21 protein-coding genes are annotated in these 26,837 nt (G+C 63.2%); 12 read left to right on the top strand and 9 right to left on the bottom strand.

The annotated features are described in order from the left end of the window. Positions 1–4 precede the first annotated feature (4 nt). A complete protein-coding gene (locus BJY26_RS05035) occupies positions 5–1,333 on the bottom strand; it encodes a sensor histidine kinase (RefSeq protein ID WP_237249108.1) in 1,329 nt (442 codons plus the stop codon). A 181-nt stretch (positions 1,334–1,514) separates the two neighbouring features. Here BJY26_RS05035 and BJY26_RS05030 point away from each other — a divergent pair, with 181 nt between their 5' ends. Then, a complete protein-coding gene (locus BJY26_RS05030) occupies positions 1,515–2,342 on the top strand; it encodes a DUF4352 domain-containing protein (protein ID WP_179426222.1) in 828 nt (275 codons plus the stop codon). Positions 2,343–2,474: 132 nt separating this feature from the next. Here BJY26_RS05030 and BJY26_RS05025 read toward each other — a convergent pair whose 3' ends face one another. Then, entirely contained in the window at positions 2,475–3,080 is a 606-nt protein-coding gene (locus BJY26_RS05025) for a class I SAM-dependent methyltransferase (protein ID WP_179426220.1), read from the bottom strand. Between the two features lie 175 nt (positions 3,081–3,255). Between BJY26_RS05025 and BJY26_RS05020 the strand changes: the two genes are divergently transcribed. The 7 genes from BJY26_RS05020 to BJY26_RS04990 all read left to right on the top strand — a co-directional run bounded on the left by BJY26_RS05020 (position 3,256) and on the right by BJY26_RS04990 (position 10,627). Beyond that, complete coding sequence (locus BJY26_RS05020; protein WP_179426218.1) at positions 3,256–4,548, top strand: L-fuconate dehydratase; 1,293 nt, start codon at positions 3,256–3,258, stop codon at positions 4,546–4,548. Continuing rightward, entirely contained in the window at positions 4,545–5,543 is a 999-nt protein-coding gene (locus BJY26_RS05015; RefSeq protein ID WP_237249094.1) for an aldo/keto reductase, read from the top strand. The genes BJY26_RS05020 and BJY26_RS05015 overlap by 4 nt, the downstream gene beginning before the upstream one ends. Beyond that, positions 5,540–6,451, top strand: coding sequence for an amidohydrolase family protein (locus BJY26_RS05010; protein WP_179426216.1), 912 nt, complete (start codon positions 5,540–5,542; stop codon positions 6,449–6,451). The genes BJY26_RS05015 and BJY26_RS05010 overlap by 4 nt, the downstream gene beginning before the upstream one ends. A gap of 43 nt (positions 6,452–6,494) precedes the next feature. Beyond that, a complete protein-coding gene (locus tag BJY26_RS05005; RefSeq protein ID WP_179426214.1) occupies positions 6,495–6,959 on the top strand; it encodes an RbsD/FucU family protein in 465 nt (154 codons plus the stop codon). Beyond that, positions 6,956–8,566: a sugar ABC transporter ATP-binding protein gene (locus tag BJY26_RS05000; RefSeq protein WP_179426212.1), complete on the top strand. Its 1,611-nt coding sequence runs from the start codon at positions 6,956–6,958 to the stop codon at positions 8,564–8,566. The genes BJY26_RS05005 and BJY26_RS05000 overlap by 4 nt, the downstream gene beginning before the upstream one ends. Further along, positions 8,563–9,570 carry an ABC transporter permease gene (locus BJY26_RS04995; RefSeq protein ID WP_179426210.1) on the top strand — a complete coding sequence of 336 codons (1,008 nt, stop codon included), beginning with the start codon at positions 8,563–8,565 and terminating at the stop codon, positions 9,568–9,570. The genes BJY26_RS05000 and BJY26_RS04995 overlap by 4 nt, the downstream gene beginning before the upstream one ends. An 82-nt stretch (positions 9,571–9,652) precedes the next feature. Next, positions 9,653–10,627, top strand: coding sequence for an ABC transporter substrate-binding protein (locus BJY26_RS04990; protein ID WP_179426209.1), 975 nt, complete (start codon positions 9,653–9,655; stop codon positions 10,625–10,627). A 135-nt stretch (positions 10,628–10,762) separates the two neighbouring features. Here the strand turns inward: BJY26_RS04990 and BJY26_RS04985 are convergent, their stop codons facing one another. Beyond that, entirely contained in the window at positions 10,763–11,392 is a 630-nt protein-coding gene (locus BJY26_RS04985) for a YqaJ viral recombinase family protein (RefSeq protein WP_179426207.1), read from the bottom strand. A gap of 5 nt (positions 11,393–11,397) precedes the next feature. Beyond that, positions 11,398–11,784 (bottom strand): DUF5997 family protein, encoded by a 387-nt coding sequence (locus BJY26_RS04980; protein WP_179426205.1) that lies wholly within the window; start codon positions 11,782–11,784, stop codon positions 11,398–11,400. An 83-nt stretch (positions 11,785–11,867) separates the two neighbouring features. Between BJY26_RS04980 and BJY26_RS04975 the strand changes: the two genes are divergently transcribed. Next, positions 11,868–12,620 carry a LysR family transcriptional regulator substrate-binding protein gene (locus BJY26_RS04975; protein ID WP_179426203.1) on the top strand — a complete coding sequence of 251 codons (753 nt, stop codon included), beginning with the start codon at positions 11,868–11,870 and terminating at the stop codon, positions 12,618–12,620. Between the two features lie 43 nt (positions 12,621–12,663). Continuing rightward, complete coding sequence (locus tag BJY26_RS04970) at positions 12,664–13,455, top strand: carbon-nitrogen hydrolase family protein (RefSeq protein ID WP_179429786.1); 792 nt, start codon at positions 12,664–12,666, stop codon at positions 13,453–13,455. Between the two features lie 25 nt (positions 13,456–13,480). On the opposite strand, the gene BJY26_RS04965 is transcribed toward BJY26_RS04970, so the two are convergent. The 3 genes from BJY26_RS04965 to BJY26_RS04955 all read right to left on the bottom strand — a co-directional run bounded on the left by BJY26_RS04965 (position 13,481) and on the right by BJY26_RS04955 (position 21,697). Next, on the bottom strand, positions 13,481–17,470 hold the full coding sequence (locus BJY26_RS04965) for an endo-alpha-N-acetylgalactosaminidase family protein (protein WP_218852256.1): 3,990 nt from the start codon (positions 17,468–17,470) through the stop codon (positions 13,481–13,483). Positions 17,471–17,675: 205 nt separating this feature from the next. Then, positions 17,676–18,662: a LacI family DNA-binding transcriptional regulator gene (locus tag BJY26_RS04960; protein ID WP_179426199.1), complete on the bottom strand. Its 987-nt coding sequence runs from the start codon at positions 18,660–18,662 to the stop codon at positions 17,676–17,678. 269 nt (positions 18,663–18,931) lie between these two features. After that, a complete protein-coding gene (locus BJY26_RS04955; RefSeq protein WP_179426197.1) occupies positions 18,932–21,697 on the bottom strand; it encodes a glycoside hydrolase family 84 protein in 2,766 nt (921 codons plus the stop codon). 377 nt (positions 21,698–22,074) lie between these two features. On the opposite strand from BJY26_RS04955, the gene BJY26_RS04950 reads away from it, so the two are divergent. Together BJY26_RS04950 and BJY26_RS19510 are read left to right on the top strand one after the other, a co-directional pair. Beyond that, on the top strand, positions 22,075–23,220 hold the full coding sequence (locus tag BJY26_RS04950) for an L-talarate/galactarate dehydratase (RefSeq protein ID WP_179429785.1): 1,146 nt from the start codon (positions 22,075–22,077) through the stop codon (positions 23,218–23,220). Positions 23,221–23,223: 3 nt separating this feature from the next. Beyond that, positions 23,224–23,949: a FadR/GntR family transcriptional regulator gene (locus BJY26_RS19510; protein ID WP_179426195.1), complete on the top strand. Its 726-nt coding sequence runs from the start codon at positions 23,224–23,226 to the stop codon at positions 23,947–23,949. A gap of 23 nt (positions 23,950–23,972) precedes the next feature. On the opposite strand, the gene BJY26_RS04940 is transcribed toward BJY26_RS19510, so the two are convergent. Further along, on the bottom strand, positions 23,973–25,310 hold the full coding sequence (locus BJY26_RS04940) for an MFS transporter (RefSeq protein WP_179426193.1): 1,338 nt from the start codon (positions 25,308–25,310) through the stop codon (positions 23,973–23,975). 70 nt (positions 25,311–25,380) lie between these two features. Continuing rightward, positions 25,381–26,667 carry a glucarate dehydratase family protein gene (locus BJY26_RS04935; RefSeq protein ID WP_237249095.1) on the bottom strand — a complete coding sequence of 429 codons (1,287 nt, stop codon included), beginning with the start codon at positions 26,665–26,667 and terminating at the stop codon, positions 25,381–25,383. Positions 26,668–26,837 lie beyond the last annotated feature (170 nt).

Genomic DNA, 26,837 nt, shown 5'->3' with positions numbered 1-26,837 from the left:
ATGATCAGGCGGCACCGACCGGGCGGCCGGCGGTCTCGCTCTCCTGGTGCCATGGCAGGTGGACGTCGACGAGAAAGCTTCCGTGGCCGTCCGGGCCGATATCGGTGGTACCTCCCAGCATTGCCGCGCGTTCGCGCATACCGACCACGCCGGCGCCGCAGCCGGTCGCGTCGAGCGGGCCAACGGCGCCGATCGGGTTGACCACTCGGATCAGCACGCCGTTGCCGGCTTCCGCGCGTACCCAAAGCCAAACCGGTGACGACGGCGAATGCTTCTGCACATTGGTGAGAGCCTCCTGGACGACGCGATAGGCGGCCTTGTCGAGAAGTGGGCTGGCGCCGGCCGTGTCGGACAGCAGTATCGATGAGTTGATGGTCATGCCGGCGCGCCGGGATGTCTCGACAAGTTCCTGCAGGTCGGTGAGGCCGACGCCGGGCGGCAGCGGCACTTCGGCGTGTGGGCGCGGCGACTCGGCGGCGGGTTCGCGGAGCACGCCGATGAGGTTCCGCAGATCGTCGAGCGATTTGTGTGCATTGCTCTGGAGCGCGGTCGCCGCAGCCGCCACTGCCGGATCGGCCGATTTCGCCAGGACTTTCAGAGATTGGGATTGCAGCGATATCAGCGACAGCCGGTGCGCCAGCGCATCGTGGACCTCTTGGGCCAGCATTTCGCGTTCGTCTTGGCGCGCCACTGTCGTCGAGAGCGAGTCGCCGCGACGCTTTTCGCCGAGCGTGCGCTGCTCAGCGACCTTCACTTCGCGTCGGGACCGGCGGATCAGCCCGTAGGCCACGGCGGCGCCGATCGCAACCGCCGTCACGACGATTGCAACGATGAATTGCTGCGGCTGTGCACCTGTCTCATCGCCCAGGTCGAGAATGAGCGACGTTGCGGAGTGGTCGGCCGGCCGGAGTCCGTCGCGGATGCCGGCCCAAGCCGCGGCACCTATTGCCGCCGCCGTCCAGAGCATTGTTCCTTTTCCGCGCCGTCGGCCGACAAAGGAGGCGACGCCGACCAGGGCGAGCAAGGCGTCCATTTGCAAGACGACGGTCAGCAGCAGGCCGGCGGCAACGGGAAGCCACGGGACTCGCCGTCGCCAGAACAGCGTGACATCGCACGCTAACGCCAGCATGAACAGCAGCATGCCGGTATTCGTGATGACGGACTGCGGATCGTCATAGGCCCCTTGGAAGGCGATCGGCAGCGCGTACAGGCTGAACATCGCCGAAGCTGTGCACAGCCACGCCACGCAGAGCGTGCCGGCGATCCAGAGGCACTTCAGCCCCCACGCCGTCACGCGCTGTGCCGGCGTGCGAGCCGGGCGCCCATCGTTCATCTTCACGTCGTGAAGCGTATCCGCGAGCACCGACACGGCACCTCGCCCGACAGGCTCGCCCGGTGGTGACAGGGGTCCCCCGATCGGCGTGCCGAGTCTGACCGATCGGGCGATGTGGCGATGGGCCCCGCGGCGATGGACTGGGGTCATCAGTTCATTGCTACCGAGATCGGGGATCGTCATGGGACACAGGTCAAACAACCAAGCCGGCATCGAGCAAAGCGCGCAGCCGCCGCAGGGCTACCAGGGCCCGCCGCCGCAGGGGCCGCCGCCGCAGGGCCCGCCGCCGCAGGGGCCGCCGCCGCAGGGGCCGCCGCCCGGACAGTACCCCGGCGGCCCGGGCGGTTATTGGCAAGGGCAGTACCCGCCGGCCGGGTATCCGCCGCCGAAGCCCAAGAAGAAGTGGTATCAACGCGTGTGGTTCTGGATTCTCGCCGTCATTGTGGTGAGCATCATGGCCAGTTGCTTCGGCGGCGGCTCGGATCAGGCGGCCGGTTCGGCCGATACGTCATCCTCGGCGCACCAAAACGACGACGCGAATGCCGCCGCTCACGACGCTGCGGGAAACAAACCGGCAGCCAAGAAACCGGCAGCCAAAAAGAAGGCCCCCGCGATGGCGCAGATCGGCGACTCGGTCACGAGCGGTCATTTCAAGTTCACCGTCACGAAAGTGCAAAAGGGTGTGTCCAGGGTCGGTGATTCGTACCTGGGCGAAAAAGCGCAGGGGCAGTTCGTCCTGGTGTCCGTGAAGGTGACGAACGTCGGGGACTCGTCGGAGATGTTCATGGGAAGCGAGCAAAAGCTGTTCGACAAGGCGGGCAAGGAATACAGCGCCGACGACGAGGCGGGTATCTATCTGGACGAGTCCAATAGTTTCCTCGAAGACATCAACCCGGGCAATACGGTCAACGGCACCATCGTGTTCGACGTGCCGAAGACCATCACGCCGAAGTACATCGAGTTCAGCGGCGCCCTGTTCAGCTCGTCCGTCAAGGTAGCGCTGGGCTAGCCGCCCATAAGCTCTCGGCCGGCTCCCCCCAAAACGGCCGGCCGAGAAGAAGTCGGCCCGGGATCACGGCACAGGCGCGCGTCGTGCCCCCGGGCCGGCCCGCGTCAACCGTCCGCGGATTCGCCGACCGACTCAAGCGGCGCCGAAAACGGCAACCAAGAAGTCGGACGAGTCGTCGAACGGGCGCAAATCCCAGGTCGAGAACCGGTACTGCAAGACCAGCCCGGCTTCGTCGGCGTCCTGCAGGAATTCGCCGAAGTCGTACCCGCGGCCGGTGCCGAATCCGATGACGGCCCGACCGTCCGGCGCCAGATGGCCGGCAAATCGGGACAACACCTCGGGAGCGGTTCCGGGCGCAACGAACGTCATGACCTGACCGGCACAAACGATCACGTCGATTTTGCCCTCGATCCCCTCGGCCGCAAGGTTCAATTCGGTGAGGTCGCCGAGAATCCAACGGGCCCGCGGGTAATCACGCTCGGCCGCCTCGATGAGTTCCGGATCGACGTCGACGCCGACGACGTCGTGCCCGCGGCGCGCCAGCTCGCCGCCGACTCGGCCCGGCCCGCATCCGGCGTCCAGAATCCGGCTGCGGCGTGCGGCCAGCGCATCAATCAACCGGGCCTCGCCGTCCAGATCGTCGCCGCGTTCTCGCATCATCTCGAAACGTTGGATGTACCACGCCGAATGTCCCGGATTCCGCCGCTTTTGCGATTCCCACAGAGTTTCTTCCCGCATGTGCCAAGCCTATCGCCGGAATCGACCCGCAAGACGCGCCACAACGTATAGCCCGCCCCGTCGGAACGGCGCGTTCCCGACGCGCCGCCGCGTTTTGCGGGGAGCCGCTATTGACAGCTTAGACATCCGATCTTTAAGCTCGGTGCGGTAGACCCATCAACCCGGAGGATGAGCTGTGAGCACGATAATCGCGCTGGAAACCACCGACGTGCGGTTTCCGACGTCGAAGTCGCTCGACGGCTCGGACGCCATGAATACCGACCCCGATTACTCGGCCGCGTACGTGCGGATCCGCACCGATGCCGTTGACGGCCTGACGGGCCACGGCTTCACTTTCACCATCGGCCGCGGCAACGATGTACAGGCCGCCGCGATCGAGGCACTGGCCGACCGCCTTGTCGGCCGGAACGCCGAAGAGGTCCTGGCGGACATGGGGGCCACCTGGCGCGGCTTCGTCTACGACTCTCCGCTCCGCTGGCTCGGCCCGGAAAAAGGCGTCATGCACATGGCCATCGGGGCCGTCGTCAACGCGCTCTGGGATCTCAAGGCCAAACGTGCCGGGCAGCCGCTCTGGCAGTTATTGGCAGGGATGAGCCCCGAAGAGATAGTGTCGCTCGTCGACTTCCGCTACCTGACCGACGCTTTGACTCCGGACGACGCGCTGGCGATCCTGAAGCGCGCGCAGCCGGGCCGCTCCGAGCGCGAAGCCGCCCTACTCGATTCCGGCTATCCCGCTTACACGACGACGCCGGGGTGGCTCGGTTACGACGACGCCAAACTCACCCGTTTGTCCCGGGAAGCCGTCGCTGCCGGCTTCACCCAAATCAAACTGAAGGTCGGCAACGATCCGGACGAAGACAACCGACGTTTAAGGCTGGCGCGCGAGGCGGTCGGCCCCGACATCCGAATTGCCGTGGACGCAAATCAACGGTGGGACGTCGGCCAGGCCATCGAGTGGATCAACGGGCTCGCCGAGTTCGACCTGGCCTGGGTCGAAGAGCCGACAAGTCCGGACGACGTGCTGGGCCACGCCGCCATCGCCCGCGGCATCGCGCCCGTCCCGGTCGCCACCGGCGAACACATGTCGAACCGAGTGATGTTCAAGCAGTTTCTGCAAGCCGACGCGCTGCAGGTGATGCAGATCGATTCTGCCCGGGTGGCAGGCATCAACGAGAACATCGCCGCACTGCTGCTGGCTGCGAAGTTCGGCGTCCGCGTCTGTCCGCATGCCGGCGGGGTCGGACTTTGCGAGGCGGTCCAGCACCTGTCGATGTTCGACTATGTGGCGGTGTCGGGGCAGCTCGACGGCCGCATGATCGAATATGTCGACCATTTGCACGAACACTTCGTCACGCCGGTCCGCATCGAGAACGGTAATTACGTCACACCGACCGCTCCCGGCGCCGGCACGGAAATGCTGCCCGACAGCATTGACGCCTACACCTTCCGCCCGGACGGCATCGCATGATCGACACAGCCATGATCGACACGGGCCCGATCGACTTCGGCCGGCTGGGCTACGGCGCGGCGAATGTGGGCAATCTCTACCGAGCTCTCACCGACGATGAGGCCTGGAAGGTTCTGGACGCCGCGTGGGAATCCGGCGTGCGCTATTTCGACACCGCCCCGCATTACGGTCTCGGGCTGTCCGAACGGCGGCTCGGAGCGTTTCTGCAGACCAAGCCGCGCGATCAATTCGTCCTGTCCACCAAGGCCGGTCGCCTGCTGGTGCCCAATCCGGACGGCGCCGGGACCCTCGACACGGCCAACGACTTCGCCGTGCCCGCCGACCAGCGGCGCGTGTTCGATCTGAGCCCTGCCGGCATCCGCGCCAGTATCGACGCATCGCTGGAACGTCTCGGCATCGACCGCATCGACGTGGTGTACCTGCACGATCCCGAACGCAGCGGCATTGACGGCGCTGTACCGCGCGGCGTCCGAGCACTTGCGGAATTGCGCGACCAAGGCCTGGTGCGTGCAATCGGCGTCGGGTCGATGACCACCGGCACGCTGCTCGAAGCGGCCCGGACCGACGCGATCGACCTGCTGATGGTCGCCGGCCGGTACACGCTTGCCGATCAACCGGCCGCCCACGAGGTACTTCCCGAATGCCGCAGCCGCGGGATCGGCGTCGTCAACGCCGCGGTGTTCAACTCCGGCCTGCTGGCCACGAACGCACAGCCCGCGGACGCGCGGTTCGACTACGGCGCCACTCCCCCGGACGTGCTCGAGCGGACCCGCCGGATTGCGGCGATTTGCGCCGAGTTCGACGTCGACGTGCCCACTGCCGCGCTCCAGTTCTCCCTACGCGATCCGGTCGTGACGACCGTTGTGGCCGGTGCCCGCAATCCCGAACAAATGCACCAGAACGCCGCTCGGATGGACGCCGCCGTCCCCGACGAGTTCTGGTCGGCCTTGTTCCGCGAGGGACTGATTCCCGCGAGCGCGGACGCCGAGTCATGACGCCGCGCCCCGGGCCATCCGTGCGCATCGATGCGCACCTGCACGTGTGGGACCTCCCCCGCGGGCCGGTCGACGGGCGGCCCGCCTACCCGTGGCTCACTCCCGAGCACGGCGAGCTGTACGCGTCGTTCACGCCGGAACAGGCAAAGGGCGAACTCGACGCGGCGGGCTTCGATGCCGCGGTTCTCGTCCAAGCCGACGACACCATGGCGGAGACCGACCATCTCTTGACCGTGGCGGCCGAGCACCCGTGGGTCGCCGGAGTGGTCGGATGGATCCCGCTCGACGATCCGCCCGCCGCGGCCGGTGCGCTCGACCGCCTCGCCGAGAACCGGCGACTGGTCGGCGTCCGACATCTCGTGCACAATGACCCGCGCGACGATTTTCTCGCCCTTCCAGCCGTTCGCGAGTCGCTGGCGATGCTGGCCGGGCGCGACCTGACGTTCGATGTGCCCGATGCGTGGCCGCGGCATCTGGATGCCGCAGCCGATCTGGCCGCCGCGCTGCCCGATCTGACAATCGTCATCGACCACCTGGGCAAACCGCCCCGCGGCAGCGAGGATTTCGGTGCGTGGCACCGGTCGATCAGCCGGGCGGCCGCGCTGCCGAACGTCGCAGCCAAGGTCTCGGGGCTGCGCATGCCCGGGACGCCGTTCGACGTCGGCGCGTTGGACGATACGTGGAGCGCGGCGCTCGAGGCGTTCGGTCCGCGCCGGCTGATGTACGGCGGCGATTGGCCGATGGTGGTGCCGGACGGCGGCTACGCACCCACGTGGCACGTGATGTCCGAGCTGATTCACCGGCTTCCGGCGAGCGACGCGGCGCTGCTCCTCGGCGGCACGGCAGCACGAATCTACCGACTCGACACGGCGAAGTATTGTCGCAGGGAACCTGGGCGCTTACAATGAGCAGAAATCGTTATCCCGGCGTCCTTAATGGGGAGGAGTCCGCATGTTGACAGGTATTCATCCGCTGCTGACCGGGCGGCTCCTTTGGTGTCTCGATCGACTCGGACACTCCGATTCCGTCGTGATCGCGGACGCGCATTTTCCTGCCGCCCGGATCGCGGCCGAAAACGCCGGCACGGTTCTCGACTTCCCCGCAGTTGGGTCGCCCGACATGCTGGCGGCCGTTCGCACAGTCATCCCGCTGGACGACGCACCCGCGCTCGATCTGATGGCGTCGGCGTCCGGTGACGTCCTGGTCGTGCAGCAAGAACTCATGCGAGTTGCGGGAGTCGATGCCGAACACGTCCGATTTACCGACAGGTTCGACTTCTACGAGACCGCAGCCGGTTCCTCGGTCATCGTGCGCACCGGCGAGACGCGGCAGTACGGCAACGTCCTGCTTCGCAAGGGCCTGGTGGACCCGGCCGGCGACAGTGCCCCACCGTTACGAGAAGGGACTGCCTCATGACCGAGACCCCCGGGGCGGTCACGCCGCTGCTGGAAGTGCGCGACGTGAGCAAGTCGTTCCCCGGCGTCAAGGCGTTGTCGAACATGCACCTGGCTCTCCACCCCGGTGAAGTGTTGGCGCTCGTCGGCGAAAACGGCGCAGGCAAGTCCACGCTCATGAAGGTGCTGTCGGGCATTTACCCAGTGGATTCCGGCGAATTCTTCTTGAACGGCGAGCCGCTGCTGGCGACCGGGCCCAAGCACGCGCAAGAACTCGGCATCGCGATCATCCATCAGGAATTCAACCTGATTCCCGACCTGACCGTCGCGCAAAACATCTTCGTCGGCCGCGAGCCGCACCGCGCCGGTATCTTCAACAGCGAGCGGGCGCTGAACACTCGCGCCGGCGAGCTGATCGACCGCCTCGGGTTGCCGCTGAATCCGCGGACGACGGTGTCCGAGTTGACTGTCGCCAAACAACAGATGGTGGAAATCGCCAAGGCGCTGAGCTTCGAAGCGCGCGTGTTGATCATGGACGAGCCGACCGCGGCGCTCAACGAGGCCGAGGTCGGGGCGCTGCACGACCTGATTCGCCGGTTCATCCAGCCGACCACCGGCGTCGTCTACATCTCGCACCGGATGGACGAAATCAAGCAGATCACCGACCGCGTCACGGTCATCCGCGACGGCAAATATATCGACACGCTCGACACCGCCTCCACCTCGATGACCGAGGTCATCAACCTGATGGTCGGCCGCGAGCTCACGACCGACGCGGCCCCCGAGAACGTGCGCTCGGACCGCGACGTCCTCTTGACTGTCGACGGTCTGGAAACACGCGATCTGCTGCGAAACGTGTCCTTCGACCTGCGCGAGGGCGAAATCCTCGGCTTCGCCGGACTCATGGGCGCCGGCCGCACCGAGGTCGCGCGGGCCATCGTGGGAGCGGACAAGCGCAGCGCGGGGACCATCACCTTGCGGGGCAAGCCCGTGACAATCCGCAACCCGGCCGACGCGGCCAAACTCCGGATCGGGTATTTGTCCGAAGACCGCAAACGGTACGGATTGCTGCTCGAGCGGAGCGTCGGCGAGAACATGGTGCTCAGTGCCGTCACCGAGCTGTTCTCGACGTGGGGGTTGATGAGGTCGAAGTCCATCCAGGCCAAGGCGTCCGAATACGTCGACACCATGAAAGTGAAGACGCCGTCGACTGGGCAGACCGCGAAGTTCCTGTCCGGCGGCAATCAGCAAAAGGTCGTCATCGCGAAATGGCTGATCAAGGATTGCGACATCCTCATCTTCGACGAGCCCACCCGCGGGATCGACGTGGGAGCGAAAGAAGAGATCTACGGTCTGCTCAACGAACTGGCGCAAGCCGGCAAATCCATCATCATGATCTCTTCGGAGCTGCCGGAAGTGCTGCGGATGTCGCACCGCGTGGTCGTCATGAGCGAAGGACGTATCACCGGCATCGTCGACGCCGGCGAGGCGACCAGCGAGACGATCATGCATTATGCGACGCTCCGGCCCGATGAAAATACTCAGGACGCCGCCGAACTCGGCTTGACCACTCAGTCCGCCGCCGGACCGGCGTCCGGCGCTACCGACGAGAAAGCAGACAACTCATGACCGCTCCAGCCCCCACCGAGACCCCGGCGCCGGACAAGCAGTCCAGACGTCTCGGGCTGAAGGCCCAGCTGAACCAGCTGCTGGCGTTTGCCGGCTTGATAGTGATCTACATCTTCTTCGCGATTTTGAGCCCGGACTTCGTCACGTTCAGCAACTTCACGTCGATCCTGTTTTCAACTGTCGTGATCGGCACTCTGGCCATTGGCACCACGTTCGTGATCATCTCGGCCGGCATTGATCTGTCGATCGGAACCGGCATGTCGCTGTGCGCCGTCATGTCCGGAGTCTTCTTGCAGCAATGGGGCTTGCCGCTGCTTCTCGGCGTCGTCCTGGCGATCTTGTTCGGCGGGCTGATCGGACTCATCAACGGGATCAACGTGGCAATCTTGAAGATCCCGCCGTTCATCGCGACTCTTGCCATGATGCTGGTGGCCCAAGGGCTTGCTCTCGTCATTTCGCACAGTACGCCGATCTACTTCACCAAGGTGCCCGACTACGCGGGGATCTCGACAGGCGAGCTGATTCCGGGGGTCCACTTCCCCAACGCCGTCATCATCCTGGCGGTCGTCGCCATCATCAGCGCCATCGTCCTCAACAAGACGGTGCTCGGCCGGTATACGTACTCGATCGGCAGCAACGAGGATGCCACGGCGATCTCGGGCATCAACGTGACCAAGTGGAAGATCATGATCTACACGTTCGCCGGGCTGTTCATCGGCCTTGCCGGCGTGATGATCTCGGCTCGGCTCGGCTCGGCGCAGCCCGCTCTCGGCCAAGGTTACGAATTGCAGGCCATTGCGGCGGTCGTCATTGGCGGCACGTCGCTGTTCGGCGGCAAGGGGTCGATTGTCGGTACCGTCATCGGCGCGCTGATCATGTCCATGATCAACAACGGACTGCAGATCATCTCGGTGCCGCAGCAATGGCAGAACGTCGTGCTGGGCCTTGTGATTCTGGCCGCCGTTTACACGGACAACCTTCGCCGCAAGCGAGCCGCCTCATAGCTGATTGCGCAGTGGCCGGTTCGTCGCCGTCCAATCCAGCCCTCCTCGTCCAATGAAGCACCGTGAGAGAAAAGAGAACACCATGAAAATGAACCGTCGACAGTTGATCGGCGCGGCCGGAGCGGTTTCGGCAGCGTCATTGCTGGCAGCCTGTAATCGCGGCGGGTCGGACGACGCGTCCGGCAGCAAGAAGCCCTATATCGCCATCGTGTCGAAGGGCTTTTCACAGGAATACTGGCAGGCCGTGAAGAAGGGGGCCGAAAAGCAGGCGAAGAAGTCGGGCGCGCGGATCACCTTCGTCGGCCCCGATACGGAGTCGGACGTCGAGCAGCAGGTCACGATGTTGACCAATGCGCTGGCCAAGAAGCCGGACGCACTGGGATTCGCGGCATTGGACAGCAAGGCCGCCGCGCCGCTCATGCAGCAGGCCAAGAACGACAAGATCCCCGTCATCGCCTTCGATTCGGGAGTCGACTCGGACGTGCCGGTCACGACGGCCGCCACCGACAACAAGGCGGCAGCCGCTGCGGATGCCAAACATCTGGCCAAGCTGATTGGCAACAAGGGCACCATCGGGTTGGTCATTCACGATCAGACCAGCAAGTCCGGCGTCGATCGCCGCGACGGATTCATGGACTGGATGAAGAAGAACGCACCCGACGTCAAAATGCTCACGCCGCAATACACCAACAGCGACTTGCGCAAGGCCGCAAACATCACGAAGTCCATCATTGCCTCGAACCACGATCTTGCGGGAATCTACGGATCCAACGAGGCATCGGCGGAGGGCGTCGCCAAGGGTATTACCGAAAGCGGCAAGAAGGGGCTGAAGGCCGTCGGATTCGATTCCGGACAAGCTCAGATCGATGCCATCAAGAAGGGCGTGCTGGCCGGATCGATCACTCAGGACCCGCAAAAGATGGGCGCCCTTGTCGTGTCCTCGGCGTTGAAGGCCATCAAGGGCAAGGATCTGCCGAAGTTCGTCGACACCGGCTTCTACTGGTACGACAAGAAGAACATCAACGACGCGAAGATCCAGGCCTGCCTGTACCACTGAGCGGGTTTGCGCTCTACCCGGTTCGCCCACGCGACAATGCTCACCGTTCGCAAAACGCCCCGCCGCGTATAGCCCGCCCCGTCATAACTTCGCGTTCTCTACGGCGCGGGGCGTTTTGCGGGGGTGGCCGCCCGACTACATGCCTGCGGCGATCTCGTCGAGCAACCGATTGGCCAGCCCGACGAGTTTGCGGATCTCGGCGTCGTCCCGGTCGACCCAGCGGCACACGGGTTCGTCGCCGACCGGGACGAAGTCGCGGTGTTCTTCCCAGATGAACAACGTGCGCTCGGCGCCCAGCACGTACTGCTGCCACCAAATCTGGCGCAGATAATGGCGCGGGATCGAGCGGAACGGTTTGACTGTCGTCTTGATCTCGGCAAGTACCAGCGCGCCGTCGTCGCCGGGCCCGAGGCCGTCGGGCGTGGCCAAGTGCCGCGGATCGTCTGCCGAACGGAACAACTGAGTGCTCGAATGGATGCCGAAATTGGCCCGCATCCACCCGGCAATGATCGGTTCGCGCACCTTGCCGTATTCGGTGAACGCGTTGCCGCGGAAACCCGAGCCGTGCAGTTTTGCCCTGGCCGCGGCAAGCACGGACGCCGGCGTGGACAGCTTTGCCACATCGGTGGCGGTCACGCCCTGAGCTCGGGCGCGGAGCCAGCCGATCCTGTCGGTTTGGTCGGCGACGACCCGCGCAAGGCAATCCGGCACCGGCGCATGCTCGCGCAAAGCCGACGGTTCATGCCCGGCGTCCGTTATTTTCATGCGGGTTATTTGGCGCTCTTGCCGGTCGACCGGCCCTTGGCGCGCAGTTCTTCTTCGCGCACTCGCGCGTGTGTCGCCCGCTCGTTTTTCAGCCATTCGGGCATTTCGGATAAGAGCGCGGAGATCTGTTCGGTCGTGAGGGGTTCGGTGACACCGCCGCGAGCCAAGCCGGAGATGGAGACGCCCAGTTTGTGCGCAACGACCGGGCGCGGGTGCGGACCGTTTGCGCGCAGCCGGGTCAGCCACTCCGGCGGGTCGGTGCGCAGTTCGTCGAACTCGTCCCGCGTCACCGGCGACGAGCGGAACTCCTCGGGCGCGGCCGGCACATAAATACCGAGTTTTTTCGCCGCGGTCTCCGGCTTCATCGATTGGGGCTTCTTCTGCGCGCTCATGCGTCCAACCCTATCGGGCATCGCCGCCCGGCCGGCGGACGCACGCCGTCCGATATCGTGTTGACGTCGGCGAAGGGAACATCATGGAGGGCACGGCCGAAAATGCTGCGCCGCGGTCATTGACTGTCGCGTACGTCGAGGGCGTCACCCCGGGCAAGTGGTTCGGCCGCTGGAAGAGCCGGATGCCCGGAGTCGCGTTGTCGTCGTGGCAGACCGATGCGGCCGGTCAGTTGACCCCGCTTCGAGAAGGCGAAGCCGACATGAGTTTCGTCCGGCTGCCGATCGACGATGCCGGGCTGCATGTCATCCCCTTATACATGGAGGCCGCCGTCGTCGTGATGGGCCGCGACCATGAGCTGACGATTTGCGGCGACGTGACGCAGGCCGAACTCGACGACGAGAACGTGTTGCGCGCCGACGAGCACGGTTTCAAACTGCTCATCGAACTCGTGGCGACAGGCGTGGGAGTCGCCGTCGTACCGATGTCGATCGCCAGGTTGTACGCACGCAAGGACGTCGTTTATCGGCCGATCCCGGACGTCGCGGGCACCAGGATCGCGCTTGTCTGGCCCAAGGAGCCCGAAGCCGCGGCGCGCGATTCAGCGACCGACGACACGGCCGGAATGAAGCGAGCCGAACTGCTCGAGGAATTCATCGGCATCGTGCGCGGCCGCACGGCAAACAGCTCACGGCAGCCCTCGACCCGGCAACAACAAAAGCGAGAGCAAAAGCAGCGCGGCGGGCAGGACTCGGGCCCCAGGGGTTCGAAAAAGTCCGGCAAGAGGTGGGGGCCGGCAGGACGGCGTCCGCGCGGCAGGCCGCCGCGCCGCCACTAGCTGGCTCGTACCATGGATGAGAAGACATAAAGAGGAGATGCCCATGCGAATCGCACTTGCTCAAATCGTGACGGGCCGCGATACCGCGGCAAACCTCGAAAAGGTGGAGCGGTACGCCGCGGACGCAGCCGATGCCGGCGCGTCACTGGTCGTCTTTCCGGAAGCCACGATGCGGGCGTTCGGCAACTCACTCGTCGACATCGCCGAGCCGATCGAGGGCCCGTGGGCGGCGCGGATCCGCGAAATCGCGGCGTCCCATTCCATTACTGTCGTGGCCGGCATGTTCACCCCGGGCGGAGAGGGCCGCGTCGTCAATACGCTGCTGGTCGCCGGCCGCGAGGCCAACACCGAATACGACAAGATCCACCTGTACGACGCGTTCGGCTTCAAGGAATCCGATACCGTCGAGCCCGGCACCGGCCCGGTGACTTTCGAGCTGGACAACGTCACATTCGGCCTGACGACGTGCTACGACGTGCGTTTTCCCGGTCTGTACGTGGCAAACGCGGACGCCGGCGCGCAGGTCAATATCGTGTGCGCCTCCTGGGGCGCCGGGCCGGGCAAGAACGAGCAGTGGGATCTCCTTGTTCGCGCCCGCGCCCTCGACTCGACGACGTACGTTCTTGCGGCCGGACAAGGCGATCCGTCCACGCTGGGCATCGACAATCCCAAAAACGCGCCACTCGGAATCGGACACAGCGCCGTCATCTCGCCGCTGGGTGAAGTCCTGCAGCAAGCAGGCGGCAACGAGGAGTTGCTGGTCGCCGATATCGATCCGGACGTCGTCCGACAGACCCGCGACAAGCTCCCCGTACTGGCCAACCGGCGTCTTTAAGGCACTGTCGGCGGGTGGGTGACGACTACGGCGTGCAGGGCTTGTCGGCACCGCGTTTGCCCGGCGCGTAGCCGGTCGGCACATTCGCCGTGGTGCCGTATGCGCGCATTTCGGCGGCCGATGCGTACTGGAGCCCGTTCAACGCATTGGTCGCGGTGAACTTCACGTACTTGGCCTGCACAGGATCGAAGTCGATCACTTGCATATCGGAAGCGTCCTTCAGTGTGCCGGACGCCACCTCGGTCCAGGTCTTGCCGTCCCGGGAGACCGACACCGTATAGTCCTTCACTTTGCCGTTATCGCCTCCGGACTGCCGGTCCTGGTAGCCGAACCCGTCGAGCGTGCTCGTGCCATCCAGTTTGAAGGTCACCCAGTGCGGGTAATCGGCGATCGACCCGGTGTAATTCGTATGCCAGAGCGTTCCGGGATCGCCGTCAAGCACGTTGGTCACGGGCCGTTCGGGCGAGGAGTTCTCCGAGTCCGCCGTAGCCGTAATCGATGCCGGAGGCACGACTGCCCGTTTCGTCACCTCCACGGCCGAGTTCGCGCCAACTGTTTTCGTTGCGCATTTGTTGAAGTAGGTCGTCGCGGGAGCCAATGCTGCCGATTCGCCCGCGGCGGACTTCGGCGGCGTGACAAGCCATTTCGTTTTCACAGTCCGGCCGGGCGCGACCGAGTCGAACAGGTTGCCGTCCTTGTCGGCCACTTCGGCCTTCCACCCGTCGGGTAGTTTCCCAAGAGTCATCGCCACATTCGTAGCGGCGGTCGTCTCGTGGTTCGTAAACGACGTTGTGTAACCCATCGGCGTCCCCGGGTTCAACTGTGCCGATGCCGGCACCCCCATCGCGGCACACGCCGTACCCCCCTCGGTCTTGCCCAGATCGGTCACGGTGAAGTCGTCCATCACGAAATCGGCGCCGTGAGCTCCTCCGACCTTTTTCAAACCCACCCATGTGTCATCGCCGCACCCGGCGGTAACGGTTTGGGTGAGCTTCGTGGTCTTCAGTGCGACGGGGAGCGCCGTGTGCTTCAGTTCCGTAGTCGTCAGTTTTCCGCCGGACACCGAATCAGAGCCGGTGATCCACTGCCATTGCCCTGCCACATTCGTTTGGTATTTGAACGACACCCTGTACGAGTGCCCACTTTTCAGCGGAACGCTCGACGGCGTGGTGCGATACACGAGACCCTTGTTTTCCTCGTGCGATTTCAGCGAGTGCTTGCCGTCAAGGACGTCATCCACTGCCTTGCCGTCCACCGTTCCGGAGTCGTACGGAGCGTGCGAGTTCTTCCACGTCTTTTGCGAGTACGGCGCGTGCAGCTCGGAGTAGCTCGTCCGCGGGTCGTTCGTGCCCCCGGCGGCGCCTTTGACGAACGGCCCCCAGCCGGGCTGATTGCCTTCGAAGTCTTCGTCGACGACCGTCGTGGAGTTGCCGACGGATGTTTTCGGCACGTTTGGCATGACACGCACGTCGTCGATCGTCACGGGGGCCCTACCTGCCGCCGCCGAAACACCGACGAGGACGTGACCGCTTCGCGGCGCCGTAAAGGTGACACTGGCACGCTGCGAATAGGTTCCCTTCTTGGCATCCGACGCCATATAGTTCTTCGCCGGCGTGACGTCGAACGTGTTGGCTTCGTCGAATACCCGCGAACCGCGCCGAAGAGGGGAGTGCTTACCGGTATCGACACCAAGCGTCGTGCTGCGCTTGGCCTTCGGCCCGATCGCAATATTCGCGCTGAGCGTGTATTGCTTACCCGGCGTGAGGCCCCGGATCATCTGGTGAATGCCGGAGGCGGTGGTACCGAGTCTCGCGACATTATCGCCGTTGTCGGTGGTGGCTATCTTCGCGCCGCCCGTGCCGCTCCAGTCCCGGAGGCTTCCGGCGTTGAATCCGGGATCCTTGATCAGCGTTCCCTGCCCGTAATCGGCACTCCGATGCGGCGCCTTGTCGTGAGCCGGTGCCAGTACGTAGGGCTGTCCCTTGTCACCGTCCAACGTCACGGTTCCGTGGTGAGCATGGATGACGCCGACACTCACGCGGCCCTGATCGGTGAGTTTGTAGAGCTTGAACGCGTGGGTGCGCCGGAACTGGCGGGTGAGGTCGAAAGTGGCCGGGCCGCCGTCCGGATTGTAGTAGTACATCTTGTCGGCGCGGCTCGGTGACGTCGTGCCCGCCGGCTTGGACGTGTCGCCCCAGGGCAGCAAATACTTGTCTCCCTTCAATACGACGGCGTCGCCCATCGAGATCTCGCGGACGCCGTCGTTCTTCGCAACGCTTACCCCGCCGGTCAGACGCGCCGATGTTCCGGGCTTCCAGTTGAGCAGTTGGTAGTGCTGAAGGAATTTCGTCGGCAGGTTGTTCTTCCAGATGTTCTCGTAGAACGTGTTCCAGTTGTTCTGCCCGGTCCATCCCTCGAATTCCTTAATGTCGGAGCCACCGAGGAGCTTGTCGGTGTTCCAAATATCGGCGTCGGAGTTCTCGATGAATCGGATGATGTTCGAGTTGATGCCTTTATTAGTGGCGCCACCGTAATTCTTGTCATTGGCCCAATGCGACCAGATCGAGTTGCCTTCGAACTTGTAGGCCCATTCGGTGGCGACTTCAAAGCCCATCCGGTGCAGCTGGTCGGCAAGCTCGTCGGCGAGCCAACCACTGGAGTAATACGCATCGATGTACACGGTTTTGATGCCGGGAGCTTGTTTTTTGAGCTGTTTGAATCGCTGGATGATATTGCCCGATCCGAGATCGTACCGCTGGTCGATGTGGTACGCCTGGTTCAGCCAGTCCCATCCGAGAGATTGGCCCTTGATCATTCGATCCGTGAACGTCTTGGCTTGCGGATACGCTTCGGTTGCGTTGACGTGCACGGCAATGTCAGCGTTGTACTTCGCGCCCTCATTGGTGAGAGTGCGCAGGTCTTTCAGCCCGCCGGCACGGACGTTGAAATCGTTCCCGTAATCGGGATGGCCCGAGTCGTGGCCCTCGTTCGCATATCCCTTTTCCAGCACCCATTGGCCGAGATTGTCGGTCGACATGGAGATTCGTTTGACGTTGTCGAGCGTTTTCAAGAACGGGTTCGTGGCCTGACTGGCGAAATTGAACGGAATGTGCTGGACGACACGATCGGGCACCCTCTTCGAGCCCAGCGGCGCGCTCATGTTCTTGCGGTACGCGATGGCGGCGTCCTGCCAGGTGACGGAGCCGCTGCGGTTGAGGTCGCCGGCCAGGACGACGGTGGCTGTTGGAAGCTTATAATGCTTGACGCTCCGCGCAATGGCGCCTTGCGGCGCCCACGTCCAGTTGCCGACCGACAGCTCGGCGCGCCGTGCCTTGTTTCCGGCGTCCACGATTTGCGTTTGCAGGCGGGTGTTCCAGTTGTCGTTGTTGTCTTGCTTTGAATCGTCGGTCGCGTTCGTCATGATTCCGGCCGCAATGTGCGAGGTGTTGACGAACCCATAAGGGGAACCGACAGGTTTTTCGTCGACGTGCGCGGAAGCGTCGATCGGGATTATTTCGTCCGCAGTGGTGGTGGAATCAGTCGAAATCTTCGTCCGCGCCAGAGTGGACTTCGCATCGGTCGAATCCACCGAAACCAGCGATTGGTCGGGTATCGCGATTTGATCGATTGACCCGGCTTTGGGACCGGATATCCGCGTAATCTCGAATTTCACGGTGTTGGAACGCGTCGCCTTGATACTGGAGATGATCGAAACCCCGGGAAAGTCTTTGAACGTGGACTTGTACGTCACTCGGCTGCGCGAAATCCGGCTGCTTGTCGTAGCCCGGTAATCCTTGCCGTTGATCGCGAAGTCGGTGAGCTGCTCTGGTTGTCCACCGAGAGTCCTTCCCGCTATGTCGTACGACACAATCTGCGGGAAGCCTTTGCCGACGGCGACCGTCAGGCCGTGCCCACTCCGGATCGTCGCGACAGCGGCCGGGTGGTCCGGAGCTACGGGATCGGAAGTGACCGCCGTGGCCGGCTGGGCAACAGCAACGATGCCGGTCGCCGTCATTGCCAGCATTGCTGCGGCCGCCGAGAGTCGGCGGAGGTCACGGAAGTGGGGTCGACTGGACGAGTTTCGTGACATTGATCAACCTCACCGCGCAACTTCGCGCTGGTTGTTCGGGGATGCGACGCTCACAAAAGTAACACCGATCACATCGATGCGGAAGACTTATGCGAGAAAAATTGTTATCGATAACAATTTGGCGAACTGCTCACCTCGGGGGCGCCGACGTACTTGTCCGAATCATCAGGGAGGGCCGAATATCTCCGCACTCCGGTTCTGCTGCCGGGGATTCGATGGCCTGCAGCAAGTGGTTGACTGCATGCTTTCCGATCATTGCGAACGGTTGCGCCACCGTCGTCAACGAGGGGGAACAGTATTCGGCAAGTTCGATGTCGTCCACTCCGACGACAGAGACATCCCCCGGCACCGACTTGCCCAACTCGTGAAGTGCCCGGATGACCCCGAACGCCATTTCATCGCTTGCCGCGAAGACTGCGGTCACTTCGTCAATGCGGCCGAGAATAAGGCCACTGCGATATCCGGATGCCGGCGACCAGTCGCCTTCGAGAATCGGCGGCGGGGTGATGCCTGCCGCGTTGAGCGTGGACCGCCAGCCATCGGACCGGCTCGCAGCATCCTGCCATTCCATCGGCCCCGACACATGCCACACCGTCCGATGGCCGAGTTCGAGCAGATGTTCGGTCGCCAGCCGTGCGATACGTGCTTGGTCGATCGCCACGACCTCGCTTTTGCGCGCACGGGACCCGTTGATGGCGATGGTCGGTGTTGCGGCGGCGAATTCTTCGATGGCGCGAGTCGTACGCAGCAACGGAAGCGCGAGGACTACGCCCTCCACCCTCTGGTCGGCCAATCGCGACAACGCAGCTTCAATCTCCTCGGCGTCGAGCGACGATGTGGTGGCTGCGCTGACCGTGTAGCCGGCGGCGGTGGCGGCTTCTTCGATGCCCACGGTAATGGCCGTGCGGGAGTAGAAGTGCGTCTGGAGCAAGACGACTCCCAACGCGTGCGTCCGGCCGGAGGACAGCATGCGGGCCGCATTGTTCTTGCGATATCCGAGTTCGTTGACCACCGCTTCGACTTTTTCGCGAGTGCGCTCGGTGACGTTGGGATGCCCACTCAGGACCCTGGATACGGTTTGAGCAGAGACCCCGGCAACCCGCGCGACGTCGATCATGCCCGGAGGGCGAGCCCGTATATTGTTCCGCGGCACTATACGCCCTTCGCGTGAGTCGCTGGTGGATGATCAACCCGTGACGATGCGTCACATCGCCGCCCGTTAGGGCAGAGCCTACCCCGCTGGAGCGAAAATGGCATCGATGCCAAAAGGGGAGCCCTACCCCGCTATCGGGCACTACAGCACTATATAACGATATAAATCCAAAGCTAGAGTGATCTAGATTTCGTTAGCGACGACTAGGCTGCGTCGACTATGCGAAATACCGGCTACTTCACTATCACTTCGCTGACCGTCGGCGTCGTGCCGTGGGCAAACACCAATCGGACGCCTGTGACGGCGTCGCCGCGGCGTACGGACACTTTGGTGTAGCCGTCTTTCAGGGAGCCGATCATCTTCCATTCACCGTGTCGGCGGACCTGTATCGTGCCGGTGGAGTCCCCGAGGACCGTCACCGATTTCACGGTGCGCTCGTCGAATACCTTGGTGACCGCGTCATGCCGATTCGCCTTGCGCGACGCCGTCCACGAGGTGTCGACCCGCCCATCGACGAGGTCGGCCAGCGACGTTCCGTCCGCGGCCGGAATCGTCGAGGTCACGCCGTCCGGAACCGCCCCGACCGCAAATTCGCGGATCTTGATCCATTTTCCGCCCGGGTTCGGGGCTTGGGCGATGATGCGGACGTACCGCGCCTTGACCGGCGAGTCGAACTTTTTCGCGATGACGGGCCGATTGTCGAAGGTACCGGCGTCCTTCCAGGTTTCGCCGTCGGTCGAATACTGCAGTGTGGCGTGATACATCATGTCGCCGGTGGAGTCGTCCGAACCGCTTTGCCGGATCTTGATCGACGAGAGGGATTTTTCCGCCCCAAGATCCGTGCCGATGTAGTCGCCGATTTGCGGAGCGGCGTCGGTCCAGAACTTGGTCGACGGGTCGCCGTCGAACATGTTGGCTGGTGAGTTGTCGCCGTATGCCGTCATGCTGGTGCGCGCCGTTTGTCCGCCGCCTGCCGGCGGGGTGACGCCCAGGTACGAGTCCGCGGTGGCCTTGGCTCTGGTGATGAATTTCTGGAACACCCCGTCACCGACCTTGGGCACGAGCGTGCCCTTGTTCAACGTGGGCTGCGTGGCCTTGGTGGCCTTGTCGACGGCGTCCGTCATCTTCTTCCTGTTGGCCACGACGGCGGTTCCGTTATCGCGCGTGACGGCCTTCAGCATGTGCAGCGCGTCAGTGACGGCGTGGCCCCAGTGGGCGGCGGCATCGATCCAGTGCACCGAATCGTCGTAGAAGCCGGGAACGGCCAGGCGCTTCAGGTCGTGGGGCATGTCGGAGATCAATTGGGCGCGTCCGGCCAACGCGGATCCGGCCGGGAAGCGTCGTCCGTCGTAGTTTTTCCAGAACCGAGCGACATCGGCGACAAGCTGCGGGGCGCTCGGCGTCTTTGTGTCGTTTTGCCAGTTCTGGTTGAGATCGGCGAACGCCGTCAGCGATCGCCGAGTCTTCGCGGAGGGGCCGGCGACGTATTTCAACGCGGCCGCCATCGATTGCTTCGGCCGGTATGCAGGGCCGTTCCACGTGAAATCGGCATAGTTGAACAGAGCCGGCATCGATGCGTACGACTGGATCATCGGGTTTGCCGTGATTCCGGTGGTGGCAGTGTAGAGGTCGCTGTCCCGGCCAATCAGCGGTGCCAGGAATAAGCGGTCCTGTGCGAAATCGTTAACCGGATAGTTGTCCCAAATGAACAGCTGCCGCGGATTGGCCTTCGTGCCGTAGGTGACCTGCGCCGCCAGCGTGTCCTTGGTCGTGATGCGGTGCGACACGACCGATTCGCCGGTCCATTGCAGCTGAATGTCACCGTTCATGGTTTTGCCGAGTTCGCCCTTGTAGGGGTCCGCCGCCGAGCCGTTGTAGTTGGTGGGGACCATTTGCAACGGGCCGACGTCGTCGTGCTTCTTCACGAAGGCGGAGTCGACTGCGTTCAGATAATAGGCTTGCGCATCTGCCAGGTTCTTGAACCCGTTGGCGTGGCCGGCGAATTTCTCCTTGTCCGCCTCGCATTGCAATTCGGGCTCGATATCGTCGAGGGCGATGTAGAAATCGCGGACGCCGAGCTTGTACAGCGAGTCGAACTTCGCCACCGTGGCGTCGAGATCGGACTTGTCGGAGTAGCAGATGTCGTTACCCGGCGAGAGCGCGTACGTGAATTTGACGTGGTTCGCCGTCGCCGTGTCAACGAGCTCTTTCAGCTTCTTCTTTTGCTTGCCCGTGTACTTCTCACGCCATTTCGCTCGGAGCAGCGGATCGTCCTTGGGCGAATAGATGTAGGTGTTCAGCTTTTGACGGCCATAAAAGGCGAATTGGTCGAGCCGTGCCGCGTGCGACCAGGGCGTGCCGTAAAATCCTTCGATCGCGCCTCGGACGCGCATCAACGGCCAGTCCTTGACGATCGCCGGGGCCACCGAGCCGTGCCGGACGATTTGGCGTAGCGTCTGGGCCGAGTAGAATGCGCCGACGTCATCAGCCCCGGCCAGCACCGCGGCGGGGCGATGATGAATGCGGCCGGTGGCCAGCACGTATCCTTCGTCGTGCTGCAACGCCGACGCCCCGTCGACTCCGAGTTGTTTCAGGGCCGGTCCGACGGCCGAATTGTCAGCAATGGTGCCGAGGTAAATCACCGAGCCGCCGTGGATTCGCGACGCCCGTTGCGGCGTGAGCGTCCGGACGCGCCGATGGCTGGTCGTCGTCAGGGTCTCCTTCACGGCCTTGACTGCAGCGCGATCGGTCTCGGCCCCCACGACGAGAGTGACCTTGCCGCGCAAATTGACGCGAACCCCGTCCGCAGTCTCCGACTGTGGAACCGGATAGATATCGGGGACGGCGCGAGCGTGCGGGTTCGACGATCCGCCTGCCGGGTCCTCCGGCTCTACCGCTTTGGCCCTTGCGATTCCCATCATGACCAATGAAATTGCCGCAATTATTGCGACTGCGATAACGATGATGTGTCGAAGAAGTCGGGAACGTGGTGAAGCCACAAGTCGTCCTTGCTGTATCGAAGCTGCCGTTCAGGCGGGGATAGTTCTGACCATGCAGGCTCCCCAGATAATCACAAACATCGGATCAGCGGAACCCCGTTGAGGGGGCGATGACGCAAATCAGCCGGCCGGCAAGTACGACGATTCCCGGGCTCGGATGAGGTTGACGACGCAGTCGTTCATCGGAGTGGGGACGTCGCGTCGGCGTCCGCTCGTTTGCCTTGTTCCGCGCACGCCATCTTGTATGACAACTTTATCACTTGTATTATTAGTTGCCCGAAGTCATCTGCCGTGAGAGGTCTGCCGTGAGCAATACATTCATTGACCAAACCAGCGCTACCGAAACAAGTGAGGCCAATGAGCGGCATCTTGCCGGGCTGGCTGCGGGCGAGGCCTCTACCGATCGCATCAGTTCGGTGCAGTTGTCCTTGGCGAAGTTGCCGCTGGCCGGACCGGTCAGCGATGCCAAGGTATTGACCGGTCGACAAAAGCCGCTGACCGAGATCGCTTTTCTTTTTGCCGAAATCACCACGGAAGCGGGCTGCTCGGGCATTGGATACAGCTACTCAAAACGGGCAGGAGGTCCGGGCCAATACGCCCATGCCGTCGAAATTGCTCCGGACGTGATCGGCGAAGATCCCAGCGACATCGGACGAATTTGGACGAAACTGGTGTGGGCCGGAGCCTCGGTAGGCCGCAGCGGAATGTCCACGCAGGCAATTGCTGCAATTGATATTGCGCTGTGGGATCTGAAGGCGAAACGAGCCGACCTCCCCCTCGCCAAATTGCTTGGCGCGTACCGGGACGCCGTGCCGTGCTACAACACGTCCGGAGGATTCCTCTCCACATCGATCGACGAAGTCGTTGACAACTCCCGCGCATCGATTGAACGCGGCATCGGCGGTATTAAAATCAAGGTCGGCCAGCCCGACACCCGCATCGACTTAAAGCGCGTCGATACAGTTCGCAGCGAACTCGGTGACGATTTCCCGCTGATGGTCGACGCGAACCAACAATGGAACCGGAGCGCCGCCATTCGAGCCGGCCGGGCGCTGGAGGAATTCAATCTGACGTGGCTCGAAGAACCGCTCGATGCCTACGACGCGGAGGGCCATGCGGCTCTTGCCGCTGAGCTCGCCACTCCTATCGCGACCGGCGAGATGCTCACAAGCGTTTCCGAGCACCGGGAGCTGATCCGTGCTCGGTCGGTCGATTTCATGCAGCCCGATGCACCACGTGTCGGCGGCATTACTCCGTTCCTGAAAATCATGGCGCTCGGCGAACAGGCCGGAATTCGAATGGCCCCGCACTTTGCCATGGAGATCCACCTGCACTTGTCGGCCGCGTACGAAATCGATCCCTGGGTCGAGCATTTCGAGTGGCTCGAACCGCTTTTCAATGAGCGGCTCACTATTGCCGACGGTCGGATGATTGTTCCGAACCGCCCCGGACTGGGGATCAGTCTGAGCGAACAGGCGCGAGCCTGGACGGTTGAGTCGGCCGGCTTCGGCAGCGGGTTCTAAGCCGTGGCCGAACGCGACGAGTCGATCAGTCGAGACGGCAACCACAGTCTCGCCCAGGAAGTCGTCGCACGGTTGACGACGAGCATTCAGGACGGCGTCATATTGCCCGGGCAAAAGCTGCCTGCCGAAAGCGCGCTCATCGAGAAATACGGCGTCAGCCGCACGGTGATTCGTGAAGCGCTGTCCCGGCTTCATGCAGCGGGCCTCATCGAGACGTACCGGGGAAAGGGAAGCTTCGTTCTCACCAAACCCAGCAACCGCAGCTTCAGCCTCGACAGCAGCCTGTTCAACGACATATCCGACGTCGTCGAACTCGTCGACTTTCGACTCGGCATCGAAGTGGAGGCCGCCGGGCTTGCGGCAATGCGACATACGGACGTGCAATTACTCCGCTTAGAAAGGGCTGCCGCCGCCCTACGGGCAAATCCGGACAACCCAAGCAAAGCCGTCGAAGCGGACTTCGACTTTCATCATTCGGCAGCGTTGGCCACAGGCAATAGGTTTTATGCCGATCTGTTGGTGTCCCTCGGCCCGGCCATGATCGTGTTGCCGCGCCATCGCTTGGACACCCACCGAGACGGACCGATCGAAGGTAGTCGCTTCGGCCGCATTTGCGACGAGCACGACGCAATCCATTCGGCAATCGCCGCCCGCAACGAGTTGGCGGCCAGAGCTGCGATGCGCCTGCACCTCGTCAACTCACGTGAACGCCTACGCCTCAGGGTCTGACCGGCGCCGGCAGGTACCGAGAATTACGCGTCGGACGCCGTCGGCTTCAGCTTCAGCGGCTCGACCCGCACAACGAACAGATAGACGCACACGGCCGCAACGCACAGGGCCGTCATCAAAACCAGCGGGATCCGGAAGCTGCCGGTGGCCGCCACCAGGAAGCCGATGACGATCGGGCTGAGCAGGCCGCCGATCTGAGATCCGGTGTTCTGGATCGCGTAGATGGTCGACACGTTTCCCGCGCCCGGCGCCACATCGATAGGCAGGGCGAAGATCGCAGCCGAGGCGAAGGAGCTGCCCGCGAAACCGATGCTCAACAGAACGATCGCCATCATGGGGCCGTCCGTGAACGCCGCGAGTCCGACCGTTCCGGCAGCGAGGGTCCCGATGGCGATCGGGAGCTTGCGGGCGACACCGAGGGACAGGTTCTTGCGGGCAAGCCAATCCGAGAATGCCCCTCCTCCAAGATCGCCGAAGATTGCGACGAAGGCCGGAATAGCGCCGTACTTCGCCAAGTCCATTGTCGAGAATCCTTCGGCGCTGACAAGGTACGTCGGGTACCAGGTAATGAAGAAGTAATTGAGGAAGTTGCGGCAGATGTAGCCGAAGAACAGGCCCCAGATCGTGCGGAAGCGGAACAATTTGTACCACTTAATCGTCGCCTTTTTCTCCTCGATCGAATCCTCTTGCCGGCTGTCCGAACGGATGTGGTCGAGCTCGGCCTTGTTCACCCATTTGTGCTGCCCGGGACGCCGGTACAGCCATACCCACAGCACAGCGACAGCGGCACCGATGAGTCCGCAAACGACAAACGTCTCGCGCCACCCCATGACCATCATGAGCAGTGCCACGAAAGGTACGGCCAAGGCCGCCCCGGCTTCGCTACCGCCGCCATAGATTCCGGAGGCAAGACCGCGTTCCTTCTTGGGGAACCACTCGGACACGACCTTGGCGCTCGTCGGCATTAGTGGCGCCTCGCCGACTCCGAGAAGGAGTCGAACGCCCATGAGCGAAGCGGTTCCTCGTGTCAGCGCCACGACTGCGGTCCAAATCGACCACCAGACCATCGCACCCGCGTAGACGAATCTCGCGCCAAACTTATCCGCAAGCCAGCCTGCCGGAAGCTGAAATGCCGCGTACGTCCAGACCCATGCGCCGAGAATGATGCCCTGCATAGCCGTGCTGAAACCGAATTCGCCCTTGATGTCGCCAATGGCGACCGACAGATTCGCTCGGTCGATGTATGCGACGATCAAACCGATCCCGAGAAGGATTGTCATCATCCATCGGGTTTGAGAGCGGCGCTGCCCCTTGCCCGTAGTTGCGGTACTGCGCTCCACGGCTTCTTGTCCTGTCGTCATGACAATCTCTTTTCAGTACGGTCTTCTTTGATTCGATAACTGGCCGACAACCTCGACCGCTCCGGCAGCATCACCATCGCGGGGTCACCGGCCGAAAGTCCGGCTCAATGCTCTGCATGTAGCCGGTGTCGTCCCTGTCGCGCTGCCCACACCGCACATACTGTTCGTGCAGCCGACCCAGTGCGTCCTCGTCCAGTTCCACTCCGAGACCGGCGCCGGTGGGCACGGGTACGGCGCCGTCCGAAAACTCGAGCGTCCCCGGGACGACGACGTCCTCGGCCGGATCCTTCCAGGGCCAGTGGGTGTCGCACGCGTAGTCGAGCCGCGGCGTCGCAGCCGCGAGGTGGACCATCGCCGCGAGACTGATGCCCAGATGGGAGTTGGAGTGCATCGATAGTCCGAGATCGAACGTTTCGGTAATGGCGGCCAGCGACTGCGACCGGCGAAGACCACCCCAAAAATGGTGGTCAGACAGGATGATGTCTACCGATCCGGCATCCACTGCCGGGGCAATGTCATCAAAGCTGACGACGCACATATTGGTGGCCAGCGGCATCGGTGCTTTTCGCCGGACCTCTGCCATCCCCGTAAGTCCCGGCGTCGGATCTTCGAGGTATTCCAGGACGCCGTTCAGTCTCTCGCCGATCTCGATCGACGTTTGGACGGTCCAGGCAGCGTTTGGGTCGAGGCGCAGCGGCATGTCCGGGAATTCGGCACGTAGCGCCTCGATTGCCGCACATTCCTCGTCCGGGGGCCTCACGCCACCCTTGAGCTTCAACGCGTCGAATCCGTAGTCGGCAACCATGGTCTTGGCTTGTTCCACGATGCCGGCCGTCGTCAGCGCTTCACCCCAAATGTCGCCGTCCGCCCCGGGATGCGCCGCCCACTTGTAAAAGAGGTAGCCGCTGAATGGCACGGCGGCTCGGACAGCCCCGCCGAGGAGGTCGGTGACCGGCCGCCTCAGGATTTTGCCCTGCACGTCGAGCGCGGCGACGTCGAACGGCGAGAGAACGCGATCCTCGGTCGACGACCCGGTCACCATGCCGCTCATACCGTGCCCGCCGACCCCGCTGTCGGCTGCGAGCGCCTGACGAATGAGGGGGCGGAATGAATTCACCGCAAACACGTCCGCGCCGATGAGTGCGTCGGCGCCGTGCCGCAAACGTCGTAGATGCGCCTCATCACCGTAGCTTTCGCCAAGCCCGGTGATGCCGCTCTCCGTTGTCAGCTGCACGATGGACCGCAATGCCCACCGTTCGTGGACGCCCACGGCGTTCAGCAGCGGAGGGTCATGAAAGGCGACCGGGGTAATAGTGATCCGCGTGATACGTTCCGCGTCGAAGCGATTGTTCGTCACCGGGTGCCTCGCTTTCTCTGGTCGATTGGATTCATCGGCTGGGTGACAGTGACCGGCGAGACACACAAACACGTCGTTGTGAACCCGGCCACATGATGGCATGTCATGCAGCCTAGAAACTTTTGTGATGCATGTCTAAGCCTAACTTTGCATGGTTTGATACTCTCGCG

The organism is Spelaeicoccus albus (assembly GCF_013409065.1).
GTDB lineage: Bacteria > Actinomycetota > Actinomycetes > Actinomycetales > Brevibacteriaceae > Spelaeicoccus > Spelaeicoccus albus.
This window is presented reverse-complemented; position numbering and strand designations above follow the sequence as displayed.

Coding starts and splice junctions, on each gene's coding strand:
- BJY26_RS05035 (WP_237249108.1), bottom strand. CDS start 1,333: ATGAACGATGGGCGCCCGGCTCGCACGCCGGCACAGCGCGTGACGGCG.
- BJY26_RS05030 (WP_179426222.1), top strand. CDS start 1,515: ATGGGACACAGGTCAAACAACCAAGCCGGCATCGAGCAAAGCGCGCAG.
- BJY26_RS05025 (WP_179426220.1), bottom strand. CDS start 3,080: ATGCGGGAAGAAACTCTGTGGGAATCGCAAAAGCGGCGGAATCCGGGA.
- BJY26_RS05015 (WP_237249094.1), top strand. CDS start 4,545: ATGATCGACACAGCCATGATCGACACGGGCCCGATCGACTTCGGCCGG.
- BJY26_RS05010 (WP_179426216.1), top strand. CDS start 5,540: ATGACGCCGCGCCCCGGGCCATCCGTGCGCATCGATGCGCACCTGCAC.
- BJY26_RS05005 (WP_179426214.1), top strand. CDS start 6,495: ATGTTGACAGGTATTCATCCGCTGCTGACCGGGCGGCTCCTTTGGTGT.
- BJY26_RS05000 (WP_179426212.1), top strand. CDS start 6,956: ATGACCGAGACCCCCGGGGCGGTCACGCCGCTGCTGGAAGTGCGCGAC.
- BJY26_RS04995 (WP_179426210.1), top strand. CDS start 8,563: ATGACCGCTCCAGCCCCCACCGAGACCCCGGCGCCGGACAAGCAGTCC.
- BJY26_RS04990 (WP_179426209.1), top strand. CDS start 9,653: ATGAAAATGAACCGTCGACAGTTGATCGGCGCGGCCGGAGCGGTTTCG.
- BJY26_RS04985 (WP_179426207.1), bottom strand. CDS start 11,392: ATGAAAATAACGGACGCCGGGCATGAACCGTCGGCTTTGCGCGAGCAT.
- BJY26_RS04980 (WP_179426205.1), bottom strand. CDS start 11,784: ATGAGCGCGCAGAAGAAGCCCCAATCGATGAAGCCGGAGACCGCGGCG.
- BJY26_RS04975 (WP_179426203.1), top strand. CDS start 11,868: ATGGAGGGCACGGCCGAAAATGCTGCGCCGCGGTCATTGACTGTCGCG.
- BJY26_RS04970 (WP_179429786.1), top strand. CDS start 12,664: ATGCGAATCGCACTTGCTCAAATCGTGACGGGCCGCGATACCGCGGCA.
- BJY26_RS04965 (WP_218852256.1), bottom strand. CDS start 17,470: ATGACGGCGACCGGCATCGTTGCTGTTGCCCAGCCGGCCACGGCGGTC.
- BJY26_RS04960 (WP_179426199.1), bottom strand. CDS start 18,662: ATGATCGACGTCGCGCGGGTTGCCGGGGTCTCTGCTCAAACCGTATCC.
- BJY26_RS04940 (WP_179426193.1), bottom strand. CDS start 25,310: ATGACGACAGGACAAGAAGCCGTGGAGCGCAGTACCGCAACTACGGGC.